The following is a 20,587-nucleotide window of genomic DNA, read 5'->3' on the forward strand; positions in this document are numbered from 1 at the left end:
GGGGGGGCCGCGGGGCGTGGCGGCTCGTGGAAGGCCGCCGAGCGGGAGGTCGCAGGGCGGGAAGTCGTGGGGCGGAAGGCCACCGAGCGGGAAGTCGCGGGGCGGGGGGTCGCGCGGGGTGTCGGGGCGTGGGGCCGTGGGTTCGTAGTTGGGGGTGGTAGTGGGGGTGGGTGGGATGTGAGCGGCCCCCGCTGCCGTGGGCGGCGGGGGCCGGTCGGGATGTGTTGGTGGTCAGGCTTCGATGACGTTTACGTCGATCGCGGCGCTGACGTCGGAGTGCAGGCGGACGCTGACCCGGTGGGTGCCGACCGTCTTGATCGGGTTGCCGATCTCGATGCGGCGGCGGTCCAGGTCGGGGCCGTCCGCGTCACGGACCGCGGTGGCGATGTCGGCGGCCGTCACGGCGCCGAACAGGCGGCCGCCGCTGCCGGCGCGGGTGCGCAGCGTCACGCGGAGCGCCTTGAGCTGGTCGGCGACTTCCTTGGCGTGCTCGACGGTCGCGATCTCGCGGGCCGAACGCGCCTTCTTGATGGAGTCGATCTGCCGCTCGGCGCCGCGCGTCCACCGGATGGCGAACCCGCGGGGCACGAGGTAGTTGCGGCCGTAGCCGTCGCGGACGTCGATGACGTCGCCGGGCTCGCCGAGCCCGGAGACCTGCTGGGTCAGGATGAGCTTCATGATCGTTCCTCCTGCCTCAGCGCGCGGTGCTGGTGTACGGCAGCAGCGCCATCTCGCGGGCGTTCTTGATCGCCGTGGCGACGTCCCGCTGGTGCTGGGTGCAGTTGCCGGTCACCCGACGGGCGCGGATCTTGCCGCGGTCGGAGATGAACTTCCGCAGCAGACCGGTGTCCTTGTAGTCGACGTAGGAGATCTTCTCCTGGCAGAAAACGCAAACCTTCTTCTTCGGCTTGCGGGGAGGTGGCTTCGCCATCGTGGTGCTCCTTTGGGAGAGCCCCGCTCACGCGGGAATGGACGTGTGTTCGTTTCTTGCTGGTCATCGCCGGAGCGACGTGGACGGACCGCCCGGCACGGGAGCCCGGCTGGAGGCGCGGGGCCCGGTTAGAACGGCGGGTCGTCGGAGAAGCCCCCGCCGCCACCGCCGCTGGTGGCCCAGGGGTCGTCGGCCGGACCGCCGCCGCCCTGCTGGCCGCCGCCGAAGCCGCCGCCCTGCTGCTGGCCGCCGCCGCCGAAACCTCCGCCGCCGCCCTGGCCGCCGCCGCCGAAGCCACCGCCGCCGCCCTGGCCGCCGCCGAACCCGCCGCCGCCACCCTGCCGCTGGGTCTTGTTGACCTTGGCGGTGGCGTTGCGGAGCGACGGGCCGACCTCGTCGACCTCGACCTCGAAGACGGTGCGCTTCTCACCCTCGCGGGTCTCGTACGACCGCTGCTTGAGGCGTCCCTGCACGATCACCCGCATGCCGCGCTGCAGGGTCTCGGCCACGTTCTCGGCCGCCTGCCGCCAGACGTTGCAGGTCAGGAACAGGGCCTCGCCGTCCTTCCAGTCGCCCGACTGGCGGTCGAAGAACCGCGGGGTCGAGGCGAGGCGGAAGGACGCGACCGCCTGGCCGCTCGGGGTGAAACGGAGATTCGGGTCCTCGACGAGGTTCCCGACGATCGTGATTACGGTGTCGCCTGCCATGGGGCTCGCTCCGGCTGGTGTGAGGGCTGAGCCGGGCTCAGTGGACCTCGGGGCGGATGACCTTGGTGCGGAGGATCGACTCGCTCAGGTTGAGCTGCCGGTCGAGCTCCTTGACCGTGGCAGGCTCGGCCGAAAGGTCGATCACCGCGTAGATACCTTCGGACTTCTTCTGGATGTCGTACGCCAGGCGCCGGCGGCCCCAGACGTCGACCTTCTCCACGCTGCCGCCGCCGTCCTTGACGACCTTCAGGAACGGGTCGAGCGCGGTGTTGGCGGTGCGCTCGTCGATGGCGGGGTCGAGAATGGCCATGAGTTCGTAACGACGCATGCTGTGTCCCTACCTCCTCTGGACTGATGCGGTCACGGTCTCTCCGTGACAGGAGGGCTTACTGCGTCCCCCGCGGCGGCGCCGGACCCCGGATCGCCGGGCGCGCCCGCCGCGAGACCGATACAGGTTACCAACGATGGGCCATGTACGAGCCGCTTGCCGGAACGAACCCCCAGCCCAGCGGACGCAACCGCCCCATCCGCACATCGAGGACGCCCCCGATCGCCCCCCGATCGCCCCCGCGTCCCGGCGTCCCCGCGCCCCTGCCGCGACCCGGCGAGGCAGCCCGGAGGCTGGCGAGCTAGGACATCCCGTCACCCTGGACGGTGTAGACGTCGTCGCCCCGGACGCCCGCGCCCGCCTCCCGGACGACCCTTTCGGACCACCTCCTGGACGAACCTCCCGGAGGATGTCCGGGACGAACCCGTCGGAGGACGTCCCGGATGAACCTTCCGGAGGGCGTCCTGGACGAACCTTCCGGAGGACGTCCCGGATGAACCTTCCGGAGGGCGTGCCGGATGAACCTTCCGGAGGGCGTGCCGGATGAGCGGTGTCCAGTGCGAGTTGGATGCCCGCTTTTCCGGTGACCTCGGCCTGGGTCTCTTCGAGCACGCGAAGGGGGCGTACGCGCGGTGGCGGGCGGGGGTCAGGGGACGCCGGGGCGCGGACGGCTCATCTGTTGGCTCTTGGGCGGGATGGGCGGGCGCAGCGGCGTCGTTCGAGTTCGGCCATGATGTCGGCCATGCGGGCGCGCATGCGTGCGGTCTGGGTCGTCAGCAGCGACAGCTCCTCGACGAGCTCCGCGTCGCCGATGAGCCCCAACTCCGCTTTCGTCACCACGGTGCACCTCCTGACTCCTCCCTCCGCTTCCCCTCGGAGGGCCGGACCGAGCCGGTGTTCGAATCCATGTTCGACAGTACCGTGTCCCACCGACATTTTCCGCCCGCCCCCGCCGGTTGATCAGCGGGCTTGTTGGGAACCCCTTTAAGGGCATGGTCCGTCCGGTCCCGTGTGTGGCATATGCCCTTTTCGCGCGCGGGAGCCATGACCGGAGGAGGGTTCCGATGCCGCAGGAGGCAGCGGGCGCGGAGCGGCACGCGACGGGCGCGGAGCAGCGGTCGGCGGCCGGCACGGAGGTCGAACCGCACAAGCTCCAGGCCGTCCTCGCCGTGGTCGCCGTCACGATCGGCATCGCCGCGCTCATCATGGGCTGGATCCCCCAGACGCATCTCCCCGGCGCCGTCGCGGGGGTGATCGGCCTTCCCATCGCGCTGTACTCCCAGCTCATCTCGGCTACGACGAACGAACGGTGGCTGAACGTCATCGGCATGGTCACCTCGTTCCTGGGCGTCGCGTTCGCGCTGAGCCACGGCGGTTTCTCCGTCTGACCGACCGCGTCGCCGCGGTCGATCCGACAGGACGCGCTGACGGCCGGGGCGGGGGTTGCCGGTTTGGTGGGGTGGGTTGTCGGAGGGCACGGCTAGGCTCGGGGCATGCGTATCGGAGCCCACGTCGACCAGACCGACCCGCTCGACAACGCCCGCGCGGTGGGCGCCGACGTCGTCCAGTTCTTCCTGGGCGATCCGCAGGGGTGGAAGAAGCCCGTCCTGCCGGAGGGCGTCGAGGCGCTGGCGGGTTCAGGCGTGGACGTGTACGTGCACGCTCCGTACACGATCAACGTGGCGACCTCCAACAACCGGATCCGTATCCCGAGCCGGAAGAACCTGACGCAGCAGTTGGAGGCGGCCGCGTCCATCGGCGCGAAGGCGCTGATCGTGCACGGCGGTCACGTGCTGAAGGACGACGACCCCGAGACGGGCTTCGAGAACTGGCGCAAGGTGTTCGAGCGGGTCGAGTGTCCGATACCGGTCTACATCGAGAACACCGCGGGCGGCGGCAACGCGATGGCGCGCAAGTTCGACCGGATCGCTCGGCTGTGGGACGTGCTGTCCGGCGTCCCGGGCCTTGAGTCCAAGCTCGGCTTCTGCCTCGACACCTGCCACGCGCACGCGGCGGGGGAGGCGCTCGTCGACGCCGTCGACCGGATCAAGGCCATCACAGGCAGCATCGACCTGGTGCACTGCAACGACAGCCGCGACGACTTCGGATCGGGCGCCGACCGGCACGCCAACCTGGGCAGCGGCACGATCGACCCGGAACTGATCCTCGCGGTGGTGCGGGCGGCAGGCGCGCCCGTCGTGGTGGAGACCCCGGCCGGGGGCCAGGCCGACGACATCTCCTGGCTTCGTTCCAAACTCTGAACCGGCCAAGGTCAAGATCGCTCCCGGACGCAGGAACCCGCCGGACGCTCCCGACATCTAACCCCGCGACGACCAGCATGACGACAAAGTCCGAAGGTGGCGTCACACTGGCATAATCCGGAATCCAGCCCCTCAGCGCACGCGCGATTCTCCGGCGGCGGGCGCGCGAACCGATCGGGAAGCACATGGCACAGCCTCCGTACGACCCCTACGGCTACGGCTCGCAGGACCCGTACGCCCAGCATTACGCACAGCAGCCCCCTGCCGTTCAACACCACTACTACGGGGCGGCGCCGGTCCCGGTCGTGCGTCCGACCAACGGCATGGCGACCGCGTCGCTGGTGTGCGGGCTCATCGGCTTCTTCGCCTGCGGTCTGACGTCCATCCTCGCGATCATCTTCGGGCACGTCGCGCAGAGCCAGATGAAGCGGACGGGCGAGGGCGGCCACGGCATGGCCGTCACCGGCCTCATCCTCGGTTACCTCGTCTCCGCGGGCTGGATCATCTTCTGGGTGCTGTACATCCTCGGCGTGGCCTGGTTCGCCGCCGAGACGGGCAGTACCAGCACGTACTAAGGCGCACGCCGACGCCACGCACGACGTACGTCGCGCGCGCTGTCGCACGACGCGCATGGTGTCGACCGGAACCCGCGGCGGGGGCGCGGGGAGACCCGCCGCCGGGTTCCTTTCCGGGTCTTCCTCCGGTCCGCGCCGCCCCCTGTTCTGATCGCACGTCGCAATCCCGATCGCGCCCGCGGCTCCGGGCAAGCCTTCGCGTGTCCATGCGAGCCTTCGCGTGCCTTCGCGTGCATTCGCGTGCATTCGCGCGCCTTCGCGCGCCTTCGCGCGCCTTCGCGTGCCTTCCCGTGCCTTCGAGCCTTTTCGTGTCCCTGCGGGCCTTCGCGTGACTTGCGGGACTTCGCGTGTTTCTGGTCGCGAGGCCCGGGGCGGGCTCAGGCGAGGCGGGGGATGCCCGCCGCCTCCACGCCGACGCTGGAGATGAGCACGACCATCGGGGTGGACGAGTCGCGCCACGTCCGGACGGCTCGCGCGAACACGTCGAGCACCGCCCGGAACGCGGGCTGGTCGGCGTCCGCCAGTTCGGACCACGACTCGTACAGGACCAGGTAGCCGTTCTTCGTCGGCGTCCAGGACAGGTCTGCGAGGCGGTCGCCGAGCGCGGCCCAGCCGTCCGGCGCCTCCTCGGGGGGAAGTTCGAAGACGTCCGCGCACAGCCGCAGGAACGAGTCCGCGTCGCGGGCGCGGCGGCCGTCGAGGTGGAAGCCGCGCCAGCCCGCGTCCTCGGCGCGCTCGGTCCAGGCGGTGTCGCCGATCGCGCCCGGCACCGGGGGCGTCCGCCACTGGTAGACGCCCGGCTTCAGCCGTCCCGCGAGCAGCTCGGTCAGTGCTTGGTTCGCGTCCACGTCCTCTCCCGGCAGTCTCCGCGTCCGTTTTCGCGGGGGTGGGGCGTCCGCCCGTCCCGCCGGGCGCGATCATCCCCCGCCTTCGCTCGGGCTATCCCCAGGGGCGGGGAGATTCCCGCTGGACGTCCGGGAGCGGATGCGCCGTCCGCGTCCACGATGCTCCGTGACGGGCCTTCATTGATGCGCTGACCTGCGGTGATGCGAGAGACGCGGCAGGCGCGCTTGACAGCGGGCACAGCCGTCCTCTAATCTCTCGTTTACCGAGAAGCTCACAGAGAGAGCGACTCTTCGAGCGAGGCAGTTGCCCGATTCCGAGAGGAACACCGAGATGAACGCCACGCACACCACCGACGCCACCACCGACGACGCCACCACCCCGACCACCGACGACGCCACCCGCGTCCACGCCCACTACCGGACGGTCAAGAAGCTCGGCCACTGGACGGCCGCGCGCCGCTTCGAGGTCCGCGCCCGCCGCGGCATGGTCGTTCTCGACCTGCGCTCGCCGCGGATCCCGGACGGTGACATCGAGATCGAGGTCAACCTCGACCACTCGATGCTGAAGCTGCTCGTCCCGCAGGACGCCGACATCGACCACTGGGACCTGAGCTACCCCGGCCGCGGCCGCGTCAAGGACTGGACGGGCGAGAACGGCGCGGGGCGCCGCGTCCGGATCACCGGCGAGATCAGGCACGGCGAGATCCGCGTCCACCGGGGCGGGATCGCGACGCTGTCCGCGATGTTCTCCCGCGAGTTCGTCCAGGACGTCCGCCGCGCACGCCGCGAGGGCACGGAGCCGACCGTCGCCGACCCGGCCCGCGGCGCCGTCTGAGATCCCCGGACCCACGATCGTGCACGGCAAGCCCAGCGCCGTGCACGATCGTGTTTCACGTGAGAAGCGTGCTGAGCAGGCGGAGGCCCTCGTCGCGGACGTCCGGCAGGTCGTTCTCCAGCCCGTGCAGGACGTCCGTCGCCGGGTCGGCCAACGACCAGAAGCGCAGTTTGGCCTCCAGCCGCGCGTCCAGCGGACGTCCGCGATGGTCCTGCAACCGCTGGACGAATTCGCGGTTCGTCTCCGGCCACAGGAAGCACAGGTCGTAGTCGGGGTCGCCGACGCAGACGTCGCCGAAGTCGATCAGGCCGGTGACGCGCGTCCCGGTGACGAGGAAATGGTCCAGGCTGATGTCGGCGTGGGTCAGCGTGGGCGGGACGTCGAAATTGGCGTCCTCGGCCAGGTAGTCCTCGTACGCGGAGAGAAGCGCACCGGCCTGCGCGGCCGGCAGCAGAGGCGCCACGTCGGCGCGCACCAGCTCAAGGTCTCCGGCGAACTCCGAGCGGAGGTCCACCTCCGGGACGCCGAGCAGACGCGCACGCTCCACCGGAAAGGAATGGATCGCCTCGATCACGTCCGCCATCTGCCGGACGGGCCCCGGCTCGTCCAGCAGGCCGCGCGCGCGCCATTCCTCCTCCGGCAGCGACTCGCCGGGCACGACCGGATAGCAGCAGAACGTCCCGGGCCCGAGCGGGTTCGGGGCGGTGAAGGCGAACCGGGGAATGGGCAGGTCCAGCCATTCGGCCAGGTCGGGGAGCAGCCGGGTCTCGCACGCGATTCCCTCGGCGCCGTCCTCGTTGCGCGGGAAACGGAGCACGAACGCTTCCGCACCAACCCCCAAGAGCAGGGCGACGCTTTCGAAACCGGCCCCGAGCGGACGCAGCGGACGTCCCGCGAGGTCCGGCCTGACCTCGGCGACCGCCGCGCGGACCGCCGGTTCCCACCCGTCCGGAAGGGCGACGCTTCTCGACATCGTGAACTCCTCGATGATTGTCCGGTTGAGTCTCCACCGACTGGAGCCCCGAAGGTGGTCCGCATGGACGACGGCGCCCTCTACACGATCGGCGAGCTGGCCCGCCGCACCGGCCTTCCGGTGCGGACGATCCGGTTCTACTCCGACGCGGGCGTGGTGCCGCCGTCCGGTCGTACCGAGGCCGGTTACCGGCTGTACGACATCGCGGCCGCCGCGCGCCTCGACCTGGTGCGGACGCTCCGCGACCTCGGCGTCGACCTCGGCACGATCCGGCGGGTGCTGGACCGGGAGGTCGGCGTGCCGGAGGTCGCGGCGGCGCACGCGGAGGCGCTGGACGTGCAGATCCGCACGCTCCGGCTCCGCCGGGCCGTGCTGCGCGCAGTCGCGAAACGCGGATCCAGTCCAGAGGAGGTCGAACTCATGCACAAGCTCGCCCGGCTGTCCGACGAGGAGCGGCGCCGGATCATCACCGACTTCATCGACGAGGCGTTCGCCGGACTCGACCTGAACCCCGACTTCGCGGCGAAGATGCGGGCCGCGCTGCCGGAACTGCCCGACGACCCGGAGCCCGAGCAGGTGGACGCCTGGGTCGAGCTGGCCGAGCTGGTCGGCGACCCCGAGTTCCGGGCGGCGGTCAGGCGGATGGCGGAGTTCCAAGCGGAGGACGCCGCGAACGGCGCCGTCCCGGAGGATCCGCGGCGGCTCGCCGAGCTGACCGGGGAGAAGGCGAACGCCGCCATCGCGGCCGGGATCGCGCCCGGCTCGGACGCGGCCCGTCCCGTCGTGGACGAGCTGGCCGGAGCCTTCGCCGCCGCGTCCGGCCGGGCGGACGGCGCCGAGTTCCGGCGCGGCCTGCTCGCCCGGCTGGAGGCGGGCAACGACCGGCGCGCGGAGCGGTACTGGCAGCTCCTCGCGACGATCAACGGCTGGCCGGTCCCGCCGACGCTGGCGCCCGCGTTCGAATGGTTCACCGAGGCCCTCCGCTCGCGCGTCTAGGAGGACGGGCCCCGGAACGGTCAAGGAGTCACGGGGACGCGGGCGTGGTGCGCGCCACGCCGGCGTCCCAGGGAGACCACGTCCGGGGCGCCGTCGAGGACACCGCCCGCCGGGTCGTCCGAGCCGTCCGACCGGACGAGGTCGCCGGACGGGCGCAGCACGTCCAGCACCACCAGCGCCGCCAGCGCGAGGACGGTCACGAACCGGGCGAGCAGCGCCAGGTGGTAGACGTCCTGGCTGATCCCGCCCGCGGGCGCGTCGAAGCTCAGCACCGCCGACACCGTGCCGGAGAGGTCGGCGCCGGGCGTCTGCGCGGACACCGACAGCAGGAACCACCAGATCCCGAAGAAGTAGACGATCTCCCCGAGCTGCCAGACGATGAACGCGGGCAGCTTCGGGCGCGCCAGCACCGCGAGCGGCAGCAGCCACAGCACGTACTGCGGCGACCAGACCTTGTTCGGCAGCATGAACGCGACCAGCACGAGGAACATCAACTGCGGCAGGCGCGGACGGCGCGGCGCCGCGAACGCGAGCACCGCGATGCCGAGGGCGAGGACGAGGAACGTCCCGGTGCCGAGCAGGTTGAGCCGGTCGGTGTCGGACGTGACGCCGTCCAGCCCGTGCGACTGGAGGTAGAAGAAGATCGAGCCCCAGTCGACGCCGCGTTTCTGGCTGAAGGTGTAGAACTCCTTCCAGCCGTCCCACGCGAAGACCATGACGGGCAGGTTCACGGCGAGCCACCCGGCGGCGGCGCCCGCGAGCATCCGTCCCATGGGGCGCCACTGGCCGGCGCGGACGCACAGCAGGACGAGCGGCCCGAGGAACAGCAGCGGGTAGAACTTCGCGGCGATCGCGAGGCCGAGCAGCGTCCCGGCGAGCGCGGGGCGGCGCGCCGACCAGGCGGCCACCGCCAGCGCGGACAGCGCCACGGCGAGCAGGTCCCAGTTGATGTACGCGGTGAGCAGCAGGGCGGGGGACAGCGCCACCATCAGCCCGGCCCGCAGCGAGCGCCGTCCGGCGACGTAGGCGGTGGCGAGGACGGCGACGACCGCGAGGACGGCGAGCAGCAGGACGGTGATGTTGTAGAAGGCCATCCCGCGCCCGTCCACGCCGAACGGGCGGGCCAGCCACGCGGCGACCTGCATGAAGCCGCCGCTCAGCACCGGATACTCGACGTGGTGGATGTCGGACCCGGCGAACGAGTCGAAATAGGGGACCTTGCCGTCGTTCAGCCCGCGCACGTAGTACAGCGGGTAGACGTCGGTGTAGCACGCGTTCGTCGTCGTCTTGATGAAGTCGAACCGCGCGGACGCGCACGGCTGCTTCTGCAGCCAGCCGAGCAGGCAGGTCAGCACGGTGACGCCGGTCAGCACCGGCGCGAGGCGGGCGAGCCGGCCGGGCTCGTCCGGCATGTCGCTGCCCGTGCCGGCGGCGGCCATCCCGACCCTCTCAGAAGACGACGACATGGACAGCAAGACTATTGGTCATCCCGGCTCCCGGACACGGCGCGGGCCCGGACACGGCGCGGGCCCGGACACGGCGCGGGCCCGGAGCCGTCGCCGACTCCGGGCCCGTCCGTCGCGGCCGACGCCGCTAGTTGCCGTTCGGGTTCGGCGGGTCCTCCTTGCGGCAGGCGGGGTCCTGCCGGTGCTCGGGCTTCGCGCACCACCAGGACTTGTCGCCGTCCGGCGGGAGGTCCGGGTTGCAGCCGAGCGGCAGGTTGTACTCGTTGCAGGGCACACCCGGGCCGGGGCCGGTGGTCGGCGTCCCGGTCGGGTTCGGGGTCTCCGGCTCGCAGCCCTGCGGCGGGTTCGGCTGGCCGGGACGGCACTTCGGCGACGTCGTCGGGCTCGGCGTGGTCGAGGTGGTCGGCGTCGGCTTCGGCTTCGCCCACGGGGCGATCTGCCCGCCGTTCACCGGCGGCGGGAACGGGGTGATCTCCCGTCCCTCCAGCGCCTTCATCATGAACCGCTTGAACAGGTCGGCCGGGACCGTACCACCGTAGACCTGGCTGTAGTTCCCGACGCCGACCAGCGACTCGCGCTTGTTCTTCACCTGCCGCCACATCGCCGCCGACGTCGCGAGCTCCGGCGTGTACCCGACGAACCACGCGGACTTGTTCTCGTCCGTGGTACCGGTCTTGCCCGCGACCGGACGGGCGCCGAGGCTCGCGCGCTTACCGGTACCGGACGTGACCACCGCCTGCATCGCGGACGTGGCGTCCCGCGCGACCCCCTCGGAGAACGCCCGCTCCGGCTTCTGCCAGGGGAGCTTCTCCAGGGACTTCTTGAACTTGTTCATGACGGGGTGGCCGCGGTTGTCGGTGATCTTCGCGATGACGTGCGGGCTGCGGTGCTCGCCGTTGGCGGCGAACGTCGAGTACACCGACGCCATCGTCACCGGCGTCGTGTCGATGACGCCGAGCGGGAGGGAGGTGTAGGTCGGGTTGAGGCCCGGGGTGTCCTTCGGGATGCCCATCTTCTTCGCCATGTCGATGACGTTCGTGAGCTGGACCTTCTGCCCCAGCTCCACGTACGCCGTGTTGATCGACATCGCCGTCATCTGCTTGAGGTTGTAGACGCCGTTCTCCGACCGGCTGTCGTTGGTGAACGTCGCGCCGTTGATCGTCCGGCGGTAGCCGCCGTCCATCGTCGTCTGCAGGCTGACGCCCTGGTCCAGCGCCGTCGCCAGCACGATCGGCTTGAACGACGACCCCGGCTGCACCGAGCCCTGGAACGAGTTGTCGAACTGCTGCGCGGCGTAGTTCGGACCGCCGTAGGCGGCGACGACGCCGCCCGTCTTCGGGTCGATGGACGCGAGCCCGAACTGGATGTCCTTGCCGAGCCCGTTCTCCTTCTTGATCTGCGCGACGGCCTTGTTCGTGTAGTCCTGGAGGCCCTTGTCGAACGTCGTCGTGATCCTCAGGCCGCCGGTCTCCAGCGTCGGCTTGTCGATGCCGAGCTGCTCCAGCTCGCGGAGGACGCGGTCCTGGAGGTAGCCGGCGTTCGGGTCGTTCGGGGCGTCGCTCCACCGCTTCTGGGTCTGCGGGAACTTCGCCGCCGCGCGCTTGCCCGGGTCGAGCCACTGCTTCTCGACCATCCCGTTCAGGACGTAGTTCCAGCGGGCGATCAGCGCCTGCTTGGCCGGGTCGGACTCCGAGCCGAACGTCTTGAAGTACTCCGGGCGCTGGATCATCGCGGCGAGCATCGCCGCCTCGGACTCGTTGATCTTGTCGACCGGCTTGTGGAAGTAGGCGCGCGAGGCCGCCTGGATGCCGTACGAGCCGCGGCCGAACGCCACCGTGTTCAGGTACAGCTCAAGGATCTTCTCCTTCTTCATCTCCTTGCCCATGCGGACCGAGATGAGGATCTCCTTGAACTTGCGGCTGACCGTGCGCTCCTGGCTGAGGCCCGCCCAGTAGTTGCGGGCGAGCTGCTGCGTGAGCGTGGACGCGCCCGCGACCTCGCCGCCCGTCGCCGCCCGGAACATCGCCCCGGCGATGCCGGTCGGCGAGATGCCCGGCTCGTGCCAGAAGTTGCGGTCCTCGGCGGCCAGCACCGCGTTCTGGACGTGCTTCGGCACCTTGGAGAGCGGGATCTCCTCGCGGTGCGTCCCGATCCGGGCGAGCGTGGAGCCGTCCTTGTAGGTGATCACCGACTCCTGGCGGATCGCGGCCTGCTGCGCCTCCGTCGGCATCGGGGTGTTCTGGTAGGCGACGATGACGAGCGCCGCCAGCCCGAGGATCGTGACCGCGACGACGGCGACCACGATCTTCCAGGACGGGACGTACCGCCGCCAGCCCGCCTTCTTGTCCTGGCCGTCCGCCGGCTTCGCGCGGCGGCCGCCGCGGCCGCGCAGGCCGCGTCCGCCGCCGCCCTCGTCGCCCCAGAAGTCGTCGCCGCCACCGCCGCGTCCGCCGCCCGGGCCTCCTGGTCCGCCCGGACCACCGGGACCACCGGGACCGCCGCCGGGACGTCCGTATCCGCCGCCGCCCGGACCGCCCGGGCCGCCGGGACCACCCGGTCCGCCCGGGGCGCCGGGGCGTCCGCCCGGGCCCGAGCGCATCGGCGCGGGCGCGCCGCGTCTGCGACCGCCGCCGCCGACCCGCGCGGGGCCGCCGCCTCGCCCGCCCGGTCTGCCGCCGGTGCGCGGGCCGCGGCCCGGCATGCCGGACGATCCGCCGCGCGGCGCACCGGCGGGCGCGCCCGAACCGCCGGTACGGGGGGCGCCCCGCCGGCCAGGCTCGTCTCCGTACTCCGGTCCGTATCGGCTTCGGTTACTCACGCGACCTCATCAACTGGGATACGGCTGTGCGTCGTCAGAGAGTACTGCGCACCCGGAGGCGCGGGGGCCGACGTGTCAAGGCTCGTCAGGCCCCGGCGCTCCGTAGGCGCTCGGTCACGCCCGCCGACGTGCGGCGACTCGTGAAGATGCGTCATGTCACACACCGCCTCCACGAGACGGTTCGGACGGGACGCCGGGCACGGTTCACCCTCATTCGGGCGGCCTCGTCGGCGGGAGCAGCGGCAAGACGGCCGCCGAGTTCGGCCGGGCGCCGCGTCCTCCCCGCATGCGGCAGACGGGGTCGCCCTGGTGGAACTGGCACCACCAGCGGGGCGGCGGGAAGCTCGGCGGCTTGTTCGGGTCGCAGGACCCGTCCGGGAACGGCGACTGGCAGGGCGGCTTGTCGCCGCCGTCGCCCTCACCGTCGCCCTGGCAGCGGGGGTCGTACTTACCGATCGGGCTGTTGCACCACGGCGGACGGTCGTCGTCCTTCTTCTTCGGCGGCTTCGCCCACTTCTGCACGATCCCGCCCCACGCGGGCTGCGGGAACGCCTCCTGCGGGACGCCCTGCAGCGCGTTCGACATGTAGGACCGCCAGATGCGGGCGGGGATCGTGCCGCCCTCCACCTCGCCGATCCCCGGCAGGATCACCGACCGCTTCTGCTTGTCCGGGCCGATCGAGTCGTTGTACAGCGTGACGGCCGTGGAGACCTGCGGCACGTACCCGATGAACCAGGACGAGACGTTCCGGTCGGTCGTGCCGGTCTTGCCCGCCGCCTGGCGGCCGTCCGGGAGCGCGGCGGCGGTCGCCGTCCCGCTGCGGATGACCTGCTGCATCGCGTACGTGGCGTCCGCGGCGACCTTCGGGGTGAAGACGCGGTGCCGCTCGTACTTCGGCTGCAGCCGGACCGTCTTGTTGTCCTGCTCCTTCACGAGCCGGATCACGTGCGGCTGGTAGTAGGTGCCGCCGTTGGCGAACACCGCGTACCCCGCGGCCTGCTCGATCGGCCGGATGTTGTTGACGCCCAGCGCGAGGTTCAGGCAGCACTTGTGCGGCTTCAGCAGGTCGGGCGAGATCCCGGCGTCGGTCTCGGTCTTGATGACCTCCTCGATCCCGACCTTGCCCATGAGCTGGATGAACGCGGTGTTCACCGAGTCCTTGGTCGCCGTGATGAGGTTGACCGCGGGCCCCACGTTGTGGCTGTTCGGGACCTTCGTGCCGGTCGGGTCGTTCTCCGGCACGACGTTGCCGTTCGGGTCGATCGGGATCTTCGAGCGTCCCTCGACCAGGCTCTTCAGGCTGTAGTTCTGCTTCAGCGCGGTCGCGAGGACGTACGGCTTCATCGCCGACCCGGCCTGCGCCGACCCCTGCCACACGTTGTCGAACGCCTGGGAGAGGTAGTTCGGACCGCCGTAGAAGGCGATCACCTCGCCGTTCGCCGAATTCACCGACACGAGCCCGACGCGGATCTTCTTCCTGGCGAGCTTGCCGGGGTTCACCTGCGGGACGGTGTGCTCCGCCGCCTGCTTCGCCATCGCCATCCGCCTGCGGTCGAACGTCGTGTAGACGCGCAGGCCCTTGGTCGTCAGCTCCTTGTTGTCGATGCCCATCCGGCGCAGCTCTTCCTTGGCGCGCATCAGCATGTAGCCGCGCTGGCCGCCGTAGAGCTGGTCGCTCGTACCCGCCTTGTTGATCCTGGGCAGCTTCTGCAGGTACTTGTCCGCGTCGGCCTGGCTGAGCTTGCCCATCGAGACCATGCCCTTGAGCGTGTACTGGTAGCGGCCCGTCACCCAGGCCAGGTTCTCCTTGTCGCCTGGGTCGCGGTTGGGGTTCTGGATGATGCCGCCGAGGACGGCCGCCTGGTCCGGACGCAGCTTCCACACGTCCGTCCCGAAGTACTCGCGGGACGCCGCCTGGATGCCGTACGTGTCGCGACCGAAGTAGATGGTGTTCAGGTAGAGCTTGAGGATCTCGTCCTTGGAGTGCTTGTCCTCCAGCTTCAGCGAGATGAACAGCTCCTTGAACTTCCGGGTCATCGTCCGGTTGTTCGGGTCGGAGTAGTAGTTCTTCGCCAGCTGCTGCGTGATCGTGGACCCGCCGCCCGACCCGCCGGTCACGTTGTCCCACACGGCGCGGGTCGTGCCCTTGATGGAGAAGCCCGGGTCGGTGCGGAAGCTGCGGTTCTCCGCCGCCAGCACCGCGTTCTGGACGTGCGGCGGCACCTGCTTCAGCTCGACGCTCTGCCGCTTCTTGCCGATCCGTCCGATCTCGCTGCGGTCGGTGTAGTAGAAGATGGACGCCTGGTCCTCGACGCCCGCGACGGTGGGCTCGGCGGGGGTCGGCGTGTTCGCGTACGCCACCCAGATCAGCGTGACGAACCCCGCGATGCCGAGGCCGCAGACACCGGCGACGAGCTTCCAGGACGGAATGTAACGACGCCACCCCGTGCCGCGGGAGCGCAGGTGGTCGACGAACGACGTCTTCTTATCGGGCGCTGGGGGCCGCCCGGGTCCGCCTGGACCTCCGGGTCCACCCGGGCCAGGTCCTCCTGGGCCTCCCGGACCGCCTGGGCGTCCGGGGCCTCCCGGCGCTCCGGAGCGGGGGGCCGCTCGCGTGCCGGTGCTGCGGAACCTCGCGGTGACCTTGGACCCGAGCTCCTGGCCGCGCTTGCCGAGCTCGTTCAGCTTGTCCCGGACGCCGTTGCCGGATGTCCCGAACGCCGCGCCACCGGCCCCGGCCCCGGCCATGCCGGGACCCATGCCCATTCCCGCACTGTGCCTGCCCGGCACACGTCCCGGCCCACCGGGCGGCGGGCCCATGGGCGGACCGCCCGGCGCTCCCATAGGAACACCGCCGGGCCCAGCAGGAGAACCGCCGGGCCCACCAAACGACCCCATCCCATGGGGATTCGCCGGACCGGCCGGTCCCTCCAAGGGACGAGGTCCACCCGCTCTAAAGCCATTGCCCGAACCAGCACCACCAGGTCCGTCCGGCAACAAAGGCCCATTAGGACCCTGCGGACCAGACCCACCGGGCCCACCCGGACCACCCTGCGCACCAAACCCGCCCTGACCACTCGGCGTACCGGGGCCACCAGGCGCACCAGGAGCACTCGGACCGCCCTGCGCGCCAAGCCCAACCGGACCGCCCTGCGGGCCGGGTCCGCCCAAGCCGCCCATGCTGCCGGGGGCGCTCGGACCGCCCGGGGTGCCTGCGGCCGTCCCGCCGCCGAGAATGCTCGGGCCGTCCAGCGGGCCCGGCGACCCCATCGGGGACGCGCCGCCCGGCGAACCGGAACCCGCCGGGGACCAACTGCCCGCGGGGCCGCTCGGCGCGCTCTCCGGGGGGACGGCGGGCCCGGGCGCGGTCGGAGCGGCGCCGGGGACGGCGTGGCCGCCCCCGAAGCCCGGGTTCTGCTCCGGCCCGGACGGCGTGCCCGGCGCGGGGTTCTCGTCGGCGGCCCCCGTTCGCCCGGGGTCGCCGGATTCGCCGGGACGGGGACTGTGCTGCCCGCCCGGCCACTGCGACCCGGGTTCCGGTCGGGGCTGGCTTGGATTACTCACGCGACCTCATCAACAGGGGGACAACGATTGCTGCCATAGGGCCGGGGGCGATCCCACGGCGATGGTGCGGCTCGTGCGCCGTCCGAGAGTACTGCGCGGGCTGGTGAGCGGGGGGAGCGTGTGCACGGCGAGGCTGCGTCCTGGCTGGTCAGCGCCTTGCCGTGGGGGGAGCGGCCGGCTGTTCCTCCTTCGTTTCCACCACCGTTCGGGGCTGCGTCCCGCGGCCGCCGCGGGCGGCGGGACCAGGGTTCCACGCGCAACTTTGACACACTTCCGCCACATACACCCTGAATTCGCCGGATTTGCTCTGCGTCCGGCGGTTCGCCGACGGCCCCGGACGCCTCCCTGAGAAGCCCCCGTCGATTCGCCACTTGCCATGGCGGCTCCCGCTACGTATCTTGTCGATGTATCGAGTCGATACATTCACTCGATACATCGGTTCGAGACATCGGCGGGAGACATCGGGCTCCGCGGGAGGTGGACGATGGCGGCGAGGAAGGGCGCGGGCGTGCTGGAACTCGCCGTGCTCGGCCTGCTGCACGAGTCCCCGATGCACGGCTACGAGCTGCGCAAGCGGCTCAACGTCCTGCTCGGCATGTTCCGGGCCTTCTCATACGGGTCCCTCTATCCGTGCCTCAAGCAGCTCCTCGCGGACGGGCTGATCGTCGAGGACCGGCCGGAGGAGCCCGGCACGGCCCTGGCGCTGCAGAGCCGCCGGTCGAAGATCGTTTACAAGCTCACCGCGGACGGCAAGGAGCGCCTTCAGCGGCTCCTGACCGAGGCCGGTCCGGCGTCGTGGGAGGACGAGGGGTTCGGCGTGCACTTCGCCTTCTTCTCGCACACCCGCGCCGACGTCCGGCTGCGGATCCTCGAAGGCCGGCGCAGCCGGCTGGAGGAGCGCCTGGAGAGCGTCCGCGCCGCCCTCGCCCGGACCCGCGAGCGGGTCGACTCCTACACCCTGGAACTGCAGAACCACGGGCTGGAGTCGGTCGAACGCGAGGTCAGGTGGCTCAACGAGCTCATCGGGCGGGAGCGCGCCGAGCAGGAACAGCAAGCCAGACATTACGAAAACAAACAGGACAAGCCTCGGGACCGGGGCCGCTGACGCAGGCCCCACTTGGGGACGGGTGAACCCCACCTCAGGTCCCCCGCTCAGAGGTGGCGTTCGCCCTATCGGGGCGGGCGAGGATCGCAACCGCAAAAGAGAAGGAGCAACCGGATGGGTTCGGTGCGCGTGGCCATCGTGGGTGTGGGCAACTGCGCCTCTTCGCTCGTCCAGGGTGTCGAGTTCTACAAGGACGCGGCCCCGGACACGCGAGTGCCCGGCCTGATGCACGTCCAGTTCGGCGAATACCACGTCGGCGACGTGGAGTTCGTCGCGGCGTTCGACGTGGACGCCAAGAAGGTCGGGATGGACCTGTCCGAGGCCATCCACGCCAGCGAGAACAACACCATCAAGTTCGCCGACGTCCCGCCGACCGGGGTGACCGTCCAGCGCGGGCACACCTTCGACGGCCTCGGCGAGTACTACCTCGACATGGTCGAGGAGTCCGACGCCGAGCCGGTCGACGTCGTCCAGGTCCTCAAGGACGCCGAGGTCGACGTGCTGGTCTCGTACCTGCCCGTCGGCTCGGAGGAGGCCGACCGCTTCTACGCCCAGTGCGCGATCGACGCCAAGGTCGCGTTCGTGAACGCGCTGCCGGTGTTCATCGCGAGCGACCCGGAGTGGGCGCGGAAGTTCACCGACGCGGGCGTTCCGATCGTGGGCGACGACATCAAGTCGCAGGTCGGCGCGACCATCACGCACCGCGTGATGGCCCGCCTCTTCGAGGACCGCGGGGTCGAGCTGCTACGCACGTACCAGCTCAACTTCGGCGGCAACATGGACTTCATGAACATGCTGGAGCGCAAGCGCCTCCAGTCCAAGAAGATCTCCAAGACGCAGTCGGTCACGTCCCAGATCCCGCACGAGATGGCGAAGGCCGACGTGCACATCGGCCCGTCCGACCACGTGCCGTGGCTGGACGACCGCAAGTGGGCCTACGTCCGGCTGGAGGGCAGGTCGTTCGGCGACACGCCCCTCAACCTGGAGTACAAGCTGGAGGTCTGGGACTCCCCCAACTCCGCCGGCGTGATCATCGACGCGGTGCGCGCCGCGAAGATCGCCAAGGACCGGGGGATCGGCGGGCCGATCCTGTCGGCGTCCTCCTACTTCATGAAGTCGCCGCCGGAGCAGTACAACGACGACCAGGCGCACGAGGCCGTGGAGAAGTTCATCCGCGGCGAGGTCGACCGCTAGGCACCGACCGCGAGCGCGGGGGGACGGGGGCCGCGAGGCTCGTCACAACTCTCCCAAAGGACGCCCTGACAGTGGACATCCGCTGTCAGGGCGTCCTTACTTCTGGAGAGAAAACGGTGATGTACCGGCCCTTTGTCACGCTCTGGCCCTACTGTGACACCGCCGGTTACTGCGCGCCAAGTTCCGAGTCTTGAGGTGAGAACGTGACGGCACGCGAGATGATCAAGGTGTCGGCGGGTCTGGCGGGGCTCGTCCTCGGGCTGTCCGGGTGCACCGGCGGCGGCGAGGGCGCCGCCGCCACGGGTCGCCCCCGCGACGGCGGCACGCTGAAGATCGTCGGTTCGTCGGACGTCGAGCACCTCGACCCCGCGGCCGTCGCCAGCGTCGGCGCCTACGGGCTCGCCCGCGTGTTCGCGCGGACGCTGTTCGGGACGCGCGCGTCCAACGACTTCCAGGAGACGATCCCCGTCCGGCCGGACGTCGCCGAGCGCGTCCCCACCCGCGAGAACGGCGACCTGAGCAAGGACCGGCGCACCTACACGGTCCGGCTGCGGGAGGGCGTGCGGTGGAACACGCGCCCGGCGCGGGCGGTGACCGCGCACGACTTCGTCCGCGGGTTCGAGCGGCTGTGCAACCCGGCGTCGCCGTCCGCGGGCACCGGCTACTTCGTCTCCACGATCAGGGGCATGGACGGGTACTGCCGCGGCTTCTCCGCCGTCGACCCGAAGGACCCCGGCGCGATGGCCGCCTACCAGCGCGGCCACGACATCGAGGGCGTCCGCGCGAAGGACGACCGGACGCTGGTGTTCCGGCTGAAGCGTCCGGCCAGCGACTTCCTCAACCTGCTCGCGCTCCCGTACACGGCCGCCGCGCCGCAGGAGTACGACCGGTACGTCCCGGACGGCCCGGACCTCCGGCGCAACACGATCTCGGACGGCCCGTACCAGATCGCCGAGTACCGGCCCGGCCTGTCGTACCTGCTCGACCGCAACCCGGCGTGGCAGGCGGCGGCGGACCCGCTGCGCGAGCGGCATGTCGCGAAGATCCAGATCACCCTCGGGCAGGACTCGGCGGAGACCGTCCAGCAGCAGATCGAGCAGGGCGTCTCCGACCTCGCGTGGGACCAGCCCGTCCCGACGTCCGCGATCCCCCGGCTGCGCGCCGACTCCCGCTTCGCGATCATGGAGACGCCGAGCAACAGCCCCTACCTGGTGTTCAACACGCGCAGCCCCAACAACGGCGGCGCGCTCGGCGACCGCGCGGTCCGGCGCGCGCTGGAGTTCGCGGTCGACCGGAGCGCGCTCATCAAGATCGTCGGCGGGCCGTCGGTGGCACGGCCGCTGCACACGGTGATTCCGCCTGGAAACTCCGGGTATGCGGCGGTCAACCACTATCCGACGCCCGGCGAATCAGGTGATCCCGCGAAATGCCGCCAGTTGCTCGGCCAGACGGGCCGTACCGGGCTGACGCTGAAATTCCCGTACCGGACGAACAGCGTCCACAAGCTGATCGCCCAGTCGATCGCGGAGAACCTCGACGCCTGCGGGGTGAAGACCGAACTCAGCCCCGACACGGGCGGTTCCTTCTACGCCGGGACGATCGCCACCCCCGCCAAAGCGCGCGCGGGCGAATGGGACATCGCCGCACCCGGCTGGACGCCCGACTGGTACGGCAACAACGGCCGCTCGATCATCCAGCCGCTCTTCGACGGACGCGCCTACGGGCAGAACTCCACCAACTACGGCGGCTACGACAACCCGCAGGTCAACGCCCTGATCGACGCCGCGCTCACCGCCCCGGACACGGCGGTCGCGGCGAGCCGCTGGCAGCAGGCCGACCAGCAGATCATGGCGGACGCGGCGATCGTCCCATTGCTCGATCGTTCGCAGACACTTTTCCGATCGTCCCGCGTCCGCGGCGCCCTTTTCCTCCCCACCACCGCGACCTACGACTACACGCGCCTCTGGCTCACGTCCTGACCTCAGTGTT

Annotated in this window: 18 protein-coding genes; 8 read left to right on the forward strand and 10 right to left on the reverse strand. The window is 70.8% G+C overall.

Going from position 1 to position 20,587, the window contains the following annotated elements:
• Positions 1 to 231: 231 nt before the first annotated feature.
• The 5 genes from rplI to ACH01S_RS44210 all read right to left on the reverse strand — a co-directional run bounded on the left by rplI (position 232) and on the right by ACH01S_RS44210 (position 2,806).
• Complete coding sequence (gene rplI, locus ACH01S_RS40095) at positions 232 to 678, reverse strand: 50S ribosomal protein L9 (RefSeq protein WP_067905288.1); 447 nt, start codon at positions 676 to 678, stop codon at positions 232 to 234.
• A 16-nt stretch (positions 679 to 694) separates the two neighbouring features.
• Complete coding sequence (gene rpsR / locus ACH01S_RS40100) at positions 695 to 931, reverse strand: 30S ribosomal protein S18 (protein WP_019631633.1); 237 nt, start codon at positions 929 to 931, stop codon at positions 695 to 697.
• A 128-nt stretch (positions 932 to 1,059) separates the two neighbouring features.
• On the reverse strand, positions 1,060 to 1,638 hold the full coding sequence (locus ACH01S_RS40105) for a single-stranded DNA-binding protein (protein ID WP_067905291.1): 579 nt from the start codon (positions 1,636 to 1,638) through the stop codon (positions 1,060 to 1,062).
• Positions 1,639 to 1,675: 37 nt separating this feature from the next.
• On the reverse strand, positions 1,676 to 1,966 hold the full coding sequence (gene rpsF / locus ACH01S_RS40110; RefSeq protein WP_067905293.1) for a 30S ribosomal protein S6: 291 nt from the start codon (positions 1,964 to 1,966) through the stop codon (positions 1,676 to 1,678).
• A 672-nt stretch (positions 1,967 to 2,638) separates the two neighbouring features.
• Entirely contained in the window at positions 2,639 to 2,806 is a 168-nt protein-coding gene (locus ACH01S_RS44210; protein WP_157406362.1) for a hypothetical protein, read from the reverse strand.
• A gap of 224 nt (positions 2,807 to 3,030) precedes the next feature.
• On the opposite strand from ACH01S_RS44210, the gene ACH01S_RS40115 reads away from it, so the two are divergent.
• The 3 genes from ACH01S_RS40115 (at position 3,031) to ACH01S_RS40125 (ending at position 4,802) form a co-directional block, all read left to right on the forward strand.
• Positions 3,031 to 3,354, forward strand: coding sequence for a hypothetical protein (locus ACH01S_RS40115; protein ID WP_067905295.1), 324 nt, complete (start codon positions 3,031 to 3,033; stop codon positions 3,352 to 3,354).
• A gap of 105 nt (positions 3,355 to 3,459) precedes the next feature.
• Entirely contained in the window at positions 3,460 to 4,227 is a 768-nt protein-coding gene (locus ACH01S_RS40120) for a deoxyribonuclease IV (protein WP_067905297.1), read from the forward strand.
• A gap of 185 nt (positions 4,228 to 4,412) precedes the next feature.
• Positions 4,413 to 4,802, forward strand: a complete 390-nt coding sequence (locus ACH01S_RS40125; protein WP_067905299.1) for a DUF4190 domain-containing protein — start codon at positions 4,413 to 4,415, stop codon at positions 4,800 to 4,802.
• Positions 4,803 to 5,179: 377 nt separating this feature from the next.
• Here the strand turns inward: ACH01S_RS40125 and ACH01S_RS40130 are convergent, their stop codons facing one another.
• Positions 5,180 to 5,650: a barstar family protein gene (locus ACH01S_RS40130; protein ID WP_067905300.1), complete on the reverse strand. Its 471-nt coding sequence runs from the start codon at positions 5,648 to 5,650 to the stop codon at positions 5,180 to 5,182.
• Between the two features lie 328 nt (positions 5,651 to 5,978).
• Between ACH01S_RS40130 and ACH01S_RS40135 the strand changes: the two genes are divergently transcribed.
• A complete protein-coding gene (locus tag ACH01S_RS40135; protein ID WP_067905302.1) occupies positions 5,979 to 6,482 on the forward strand; it encodes a hypothetical protein in 504 nt (167 codons plus the stop codon).
• Positions 6,483 to 6,537: 55 nt separating this feature from the next.
• Here ACH01S_RS40135 and ACH01S_RS40140 read toward each other — a convergent pair whose 3' ends face one another.
• Positions 6,538 to 7,455: a phosphotransferase family protein gene (locus ACH01S_RS40140; RefSeq protein WP_067905304.1), complete on the reverse strand. Its 918-nt coding sequence runs from the start codon at positions 7,453 to 7,455 to the stop codon at positions 6,538 to 6,540.
• Between the two features lie 63 nt (positions 7,456 to 7,518).
• On the opposite strand from ACH01S_RS40140, the gene ACH01S_RS40145 reads away from it, so the two are divergent.
• Positions 7,519 to 8,451, forward strand: coding sequence for a MerR family transcriptional regulator (locus tag ACH01S_RS40145; RefSeq protein WP_067905306.1), 933 nt, complete (start codon positions 7,519 to 7,521; stop codon positions 8,449 to 8,451).
• 20 nt (positions 8,452 to 8,471) lie between these two features.
• Here the strand turns inward: ACH01S_RS40145 and ACH01S_RS40150 are convergent, their stop codons facing one another.
• From ACH01S_RS40150 to ACH01S_RS40160, 3 genes are all read right to left on the reverse strand, one after another.
• Positions 8,472 to 9,917: a glycosyltransferase family 87 protein gene (locus tag ACH01S_RS40150; RefSeq protein WP_246236498.1), complete on the reverse strand. Its 1,446-nt coding sequence runs from the start codon at positions 9,915 to 9,917 to the stop codon at positions 8,472 to 8,474.
• 127 nt (positions 9,918 to 10,044) lie between these two features.
• Positions 10,045 to 12,618, reverse strand: a complete 2,574-nt coding sequence (locus ACH01S_RS40155) for a transglycosylase domain-containing protein (RefSeq protein WP_246236499.1) — start codon at positions 12,616 to 12,618, stop codon at positions 10,045 to 10,047.
• A 327-nt stretch (positions 12,619 to 12,945) separates the two neighbouring features.
• On the reverse strand, positions 12,946 to 15,096 hold the full coding sequence (locus ACH01S_RS40160) for a transglycosylase domain-containing protein (RefSeq protein ID WP_067905310.1): 2,151 nt from the start codon (positions 15,094 to 15,096) through the stop codon (positions 12,946 to 12,948).
• 1,687 nt (positions 15,097 to 16,783) lie between these two features.
• On the opposite strand from ACH01S_RS40160, the gene ACH01S_RS40165 reads away from it, so the two are divergent.
• From ACH01S_RS40165 to ACH01S_RS40175, 3 genes are all read left to right on the forward strand, one after another.
• Complete coding sequence (locus ACH01S_RS40165; RefSeq protein ID WP_067905311.1) at positions 16,784 to 17,404, forward strand: PadR family transcriptional regulator; 621 nt, start codon at positions 16,784 to 16,786, stop codon at positions 17,402 to 17,404.
• Between the two features lie 114 nt (positions 17,405 to 17,518).
• Positions 17,519 to 18,598, forward strand: a complete 1,080-nt coding sequence (locus tag ACH01S_RS40170) for an inositol-3-phosphate synthase (protein WP_067905313.1) — start codon at positions 17,519 to 17,521, stop codon at positions 18,596 to 18,598.
• Positions 18,599 to 18,801: 203 nt separating this feature from the next.
• The gene (locus tag ACH01S_RS40175) at positions 18,802 to 20,577 is read left to right on the forward strand and encodes an ABC transporter substrate-binding protein (RefSeq protein ID WP_246236500.1); all 1,776 of its coding nucleotides are present in this window, start codon (positions 18,802 to 18,804) and stop codon (positions 20,575 to 20,577) included.
• Positions 20,578 to 20,587: the final 10 nt, after the last annotated feature.

Origin of the sequence: Actinomadura chibensis NBRC 106107 (genome assembly GCF_001552135.1) — a bacterium.
In the GTDB taxonomy this organism is placed as follows: Bacteria; Actinomycetota; Actinomycetes; order Streptosporangiales; family Streptosporangiaceae; genus Spirillospora; species Spirillospora chibensis.

Excerpts from the sequence above, each read along its gene's own strand:
- ACH01S_RS40165 (WP_067905311.1), top strand. The coding sequence starts at position 16,784 with ATGGCGGCGAGGAAGGGCGCGGGCGTGCTGGAACTCGCCGTGCTCGGC.
- ACH01S_RS40155 (WP_246236499.1), bottom strand. The coding sequence starts at position 12,618 with ATGCCGGGCCGCGGCCCGCGCACCGGCGGCAGACCGGGCGGGCGAGGC.
- rplI (WP_067905288.1), bottom strand. The coding sequence starts at position 678 with ATGAAGCTCATCCTGACCCAGCAGGTCTCCGGGCTCGGCGAGCCCGGC.
- ACH01S_RS40105 (WP_067905291.1), bottom strand. The coding sequence starts at position 1,638 with ATGGCAGGCGACACCGTAATCACGATCGTCGGGAACCTCGTCGAGGAC.
- rpsR (WP_019631633.1), bottom strand. The coding sequence starts at position 931 with ATGGCGAAGCCACCTCCCCGCAAGCCGAAGAAGAAGGTTTGCGTTTTC.
- ACH01S_RS40150 (WP_246236498.1), bottom strand. The coding sequence starts at position 9,917 with ATGTCGTCGTCTTCTGAGAGGGTCGGGATGGCCGCCGCCGGCACGGGC.
- ACH01S_RS40140 (WP_067905304.1), bottom strand. The coding sequence starts at position 7,455 with ATGTCGAGAAGCGTCGCCCTTCCGGACGGGTGGGAACCGGCGGTCCGC.
- ACH01S_RS40170 (WP_067905313.1), top strand. The coding sequence starts at position 17,519 with ATGGGTTCGGTGCGCGTGGCCATCGTGGGTGTGGGCAACTGCGCCTCT.
- ACH01S_RS40120 (WP_067905297.1), top strand. The coding sequence starts at position 3,460 with ATGCGTATCGGAGCCCACGTCGACCAGACCGACCCGCTCGACAACGCC.
- ACH01S_RS40145 (WP_067905306.1), top strand. The coding sequence starts at position 7,519 with ATGGACGACGGCGCCCTCTACACGATCGGCGAGCTGGCCCGCCGCACC.
- ACH01S_RS40115 (WP_067905295.1), top strand. The coding sequence starts at position 3,031 with ATGCCGCAGGAGGCAGCGGGCGCGGAGCGGCACGCGACGGGCGCGGAG.
- ACH01S_RS40125 (WP_067905299.1), top strand. The coding sequence starts at position 4,413 with ATGGCACAGCCTCCGTACGACCCCTACGGCTACGGCTCGCAGGACCCG.
- rpsF (WP_067905293.1), bottom strand. The coding sequence starts at position 1,966 with ATGCGTCGTTACGAACTCATGGCCATTCTCGACCCCGCCATCGACGAG.
- ACH01S_RS40135 (WP_067905302.1), top strand. The coding sequence starts at position 5,979 with ATGAACGCCACGCACACCACCGACGCCACCACCGACGACGCCACCACC.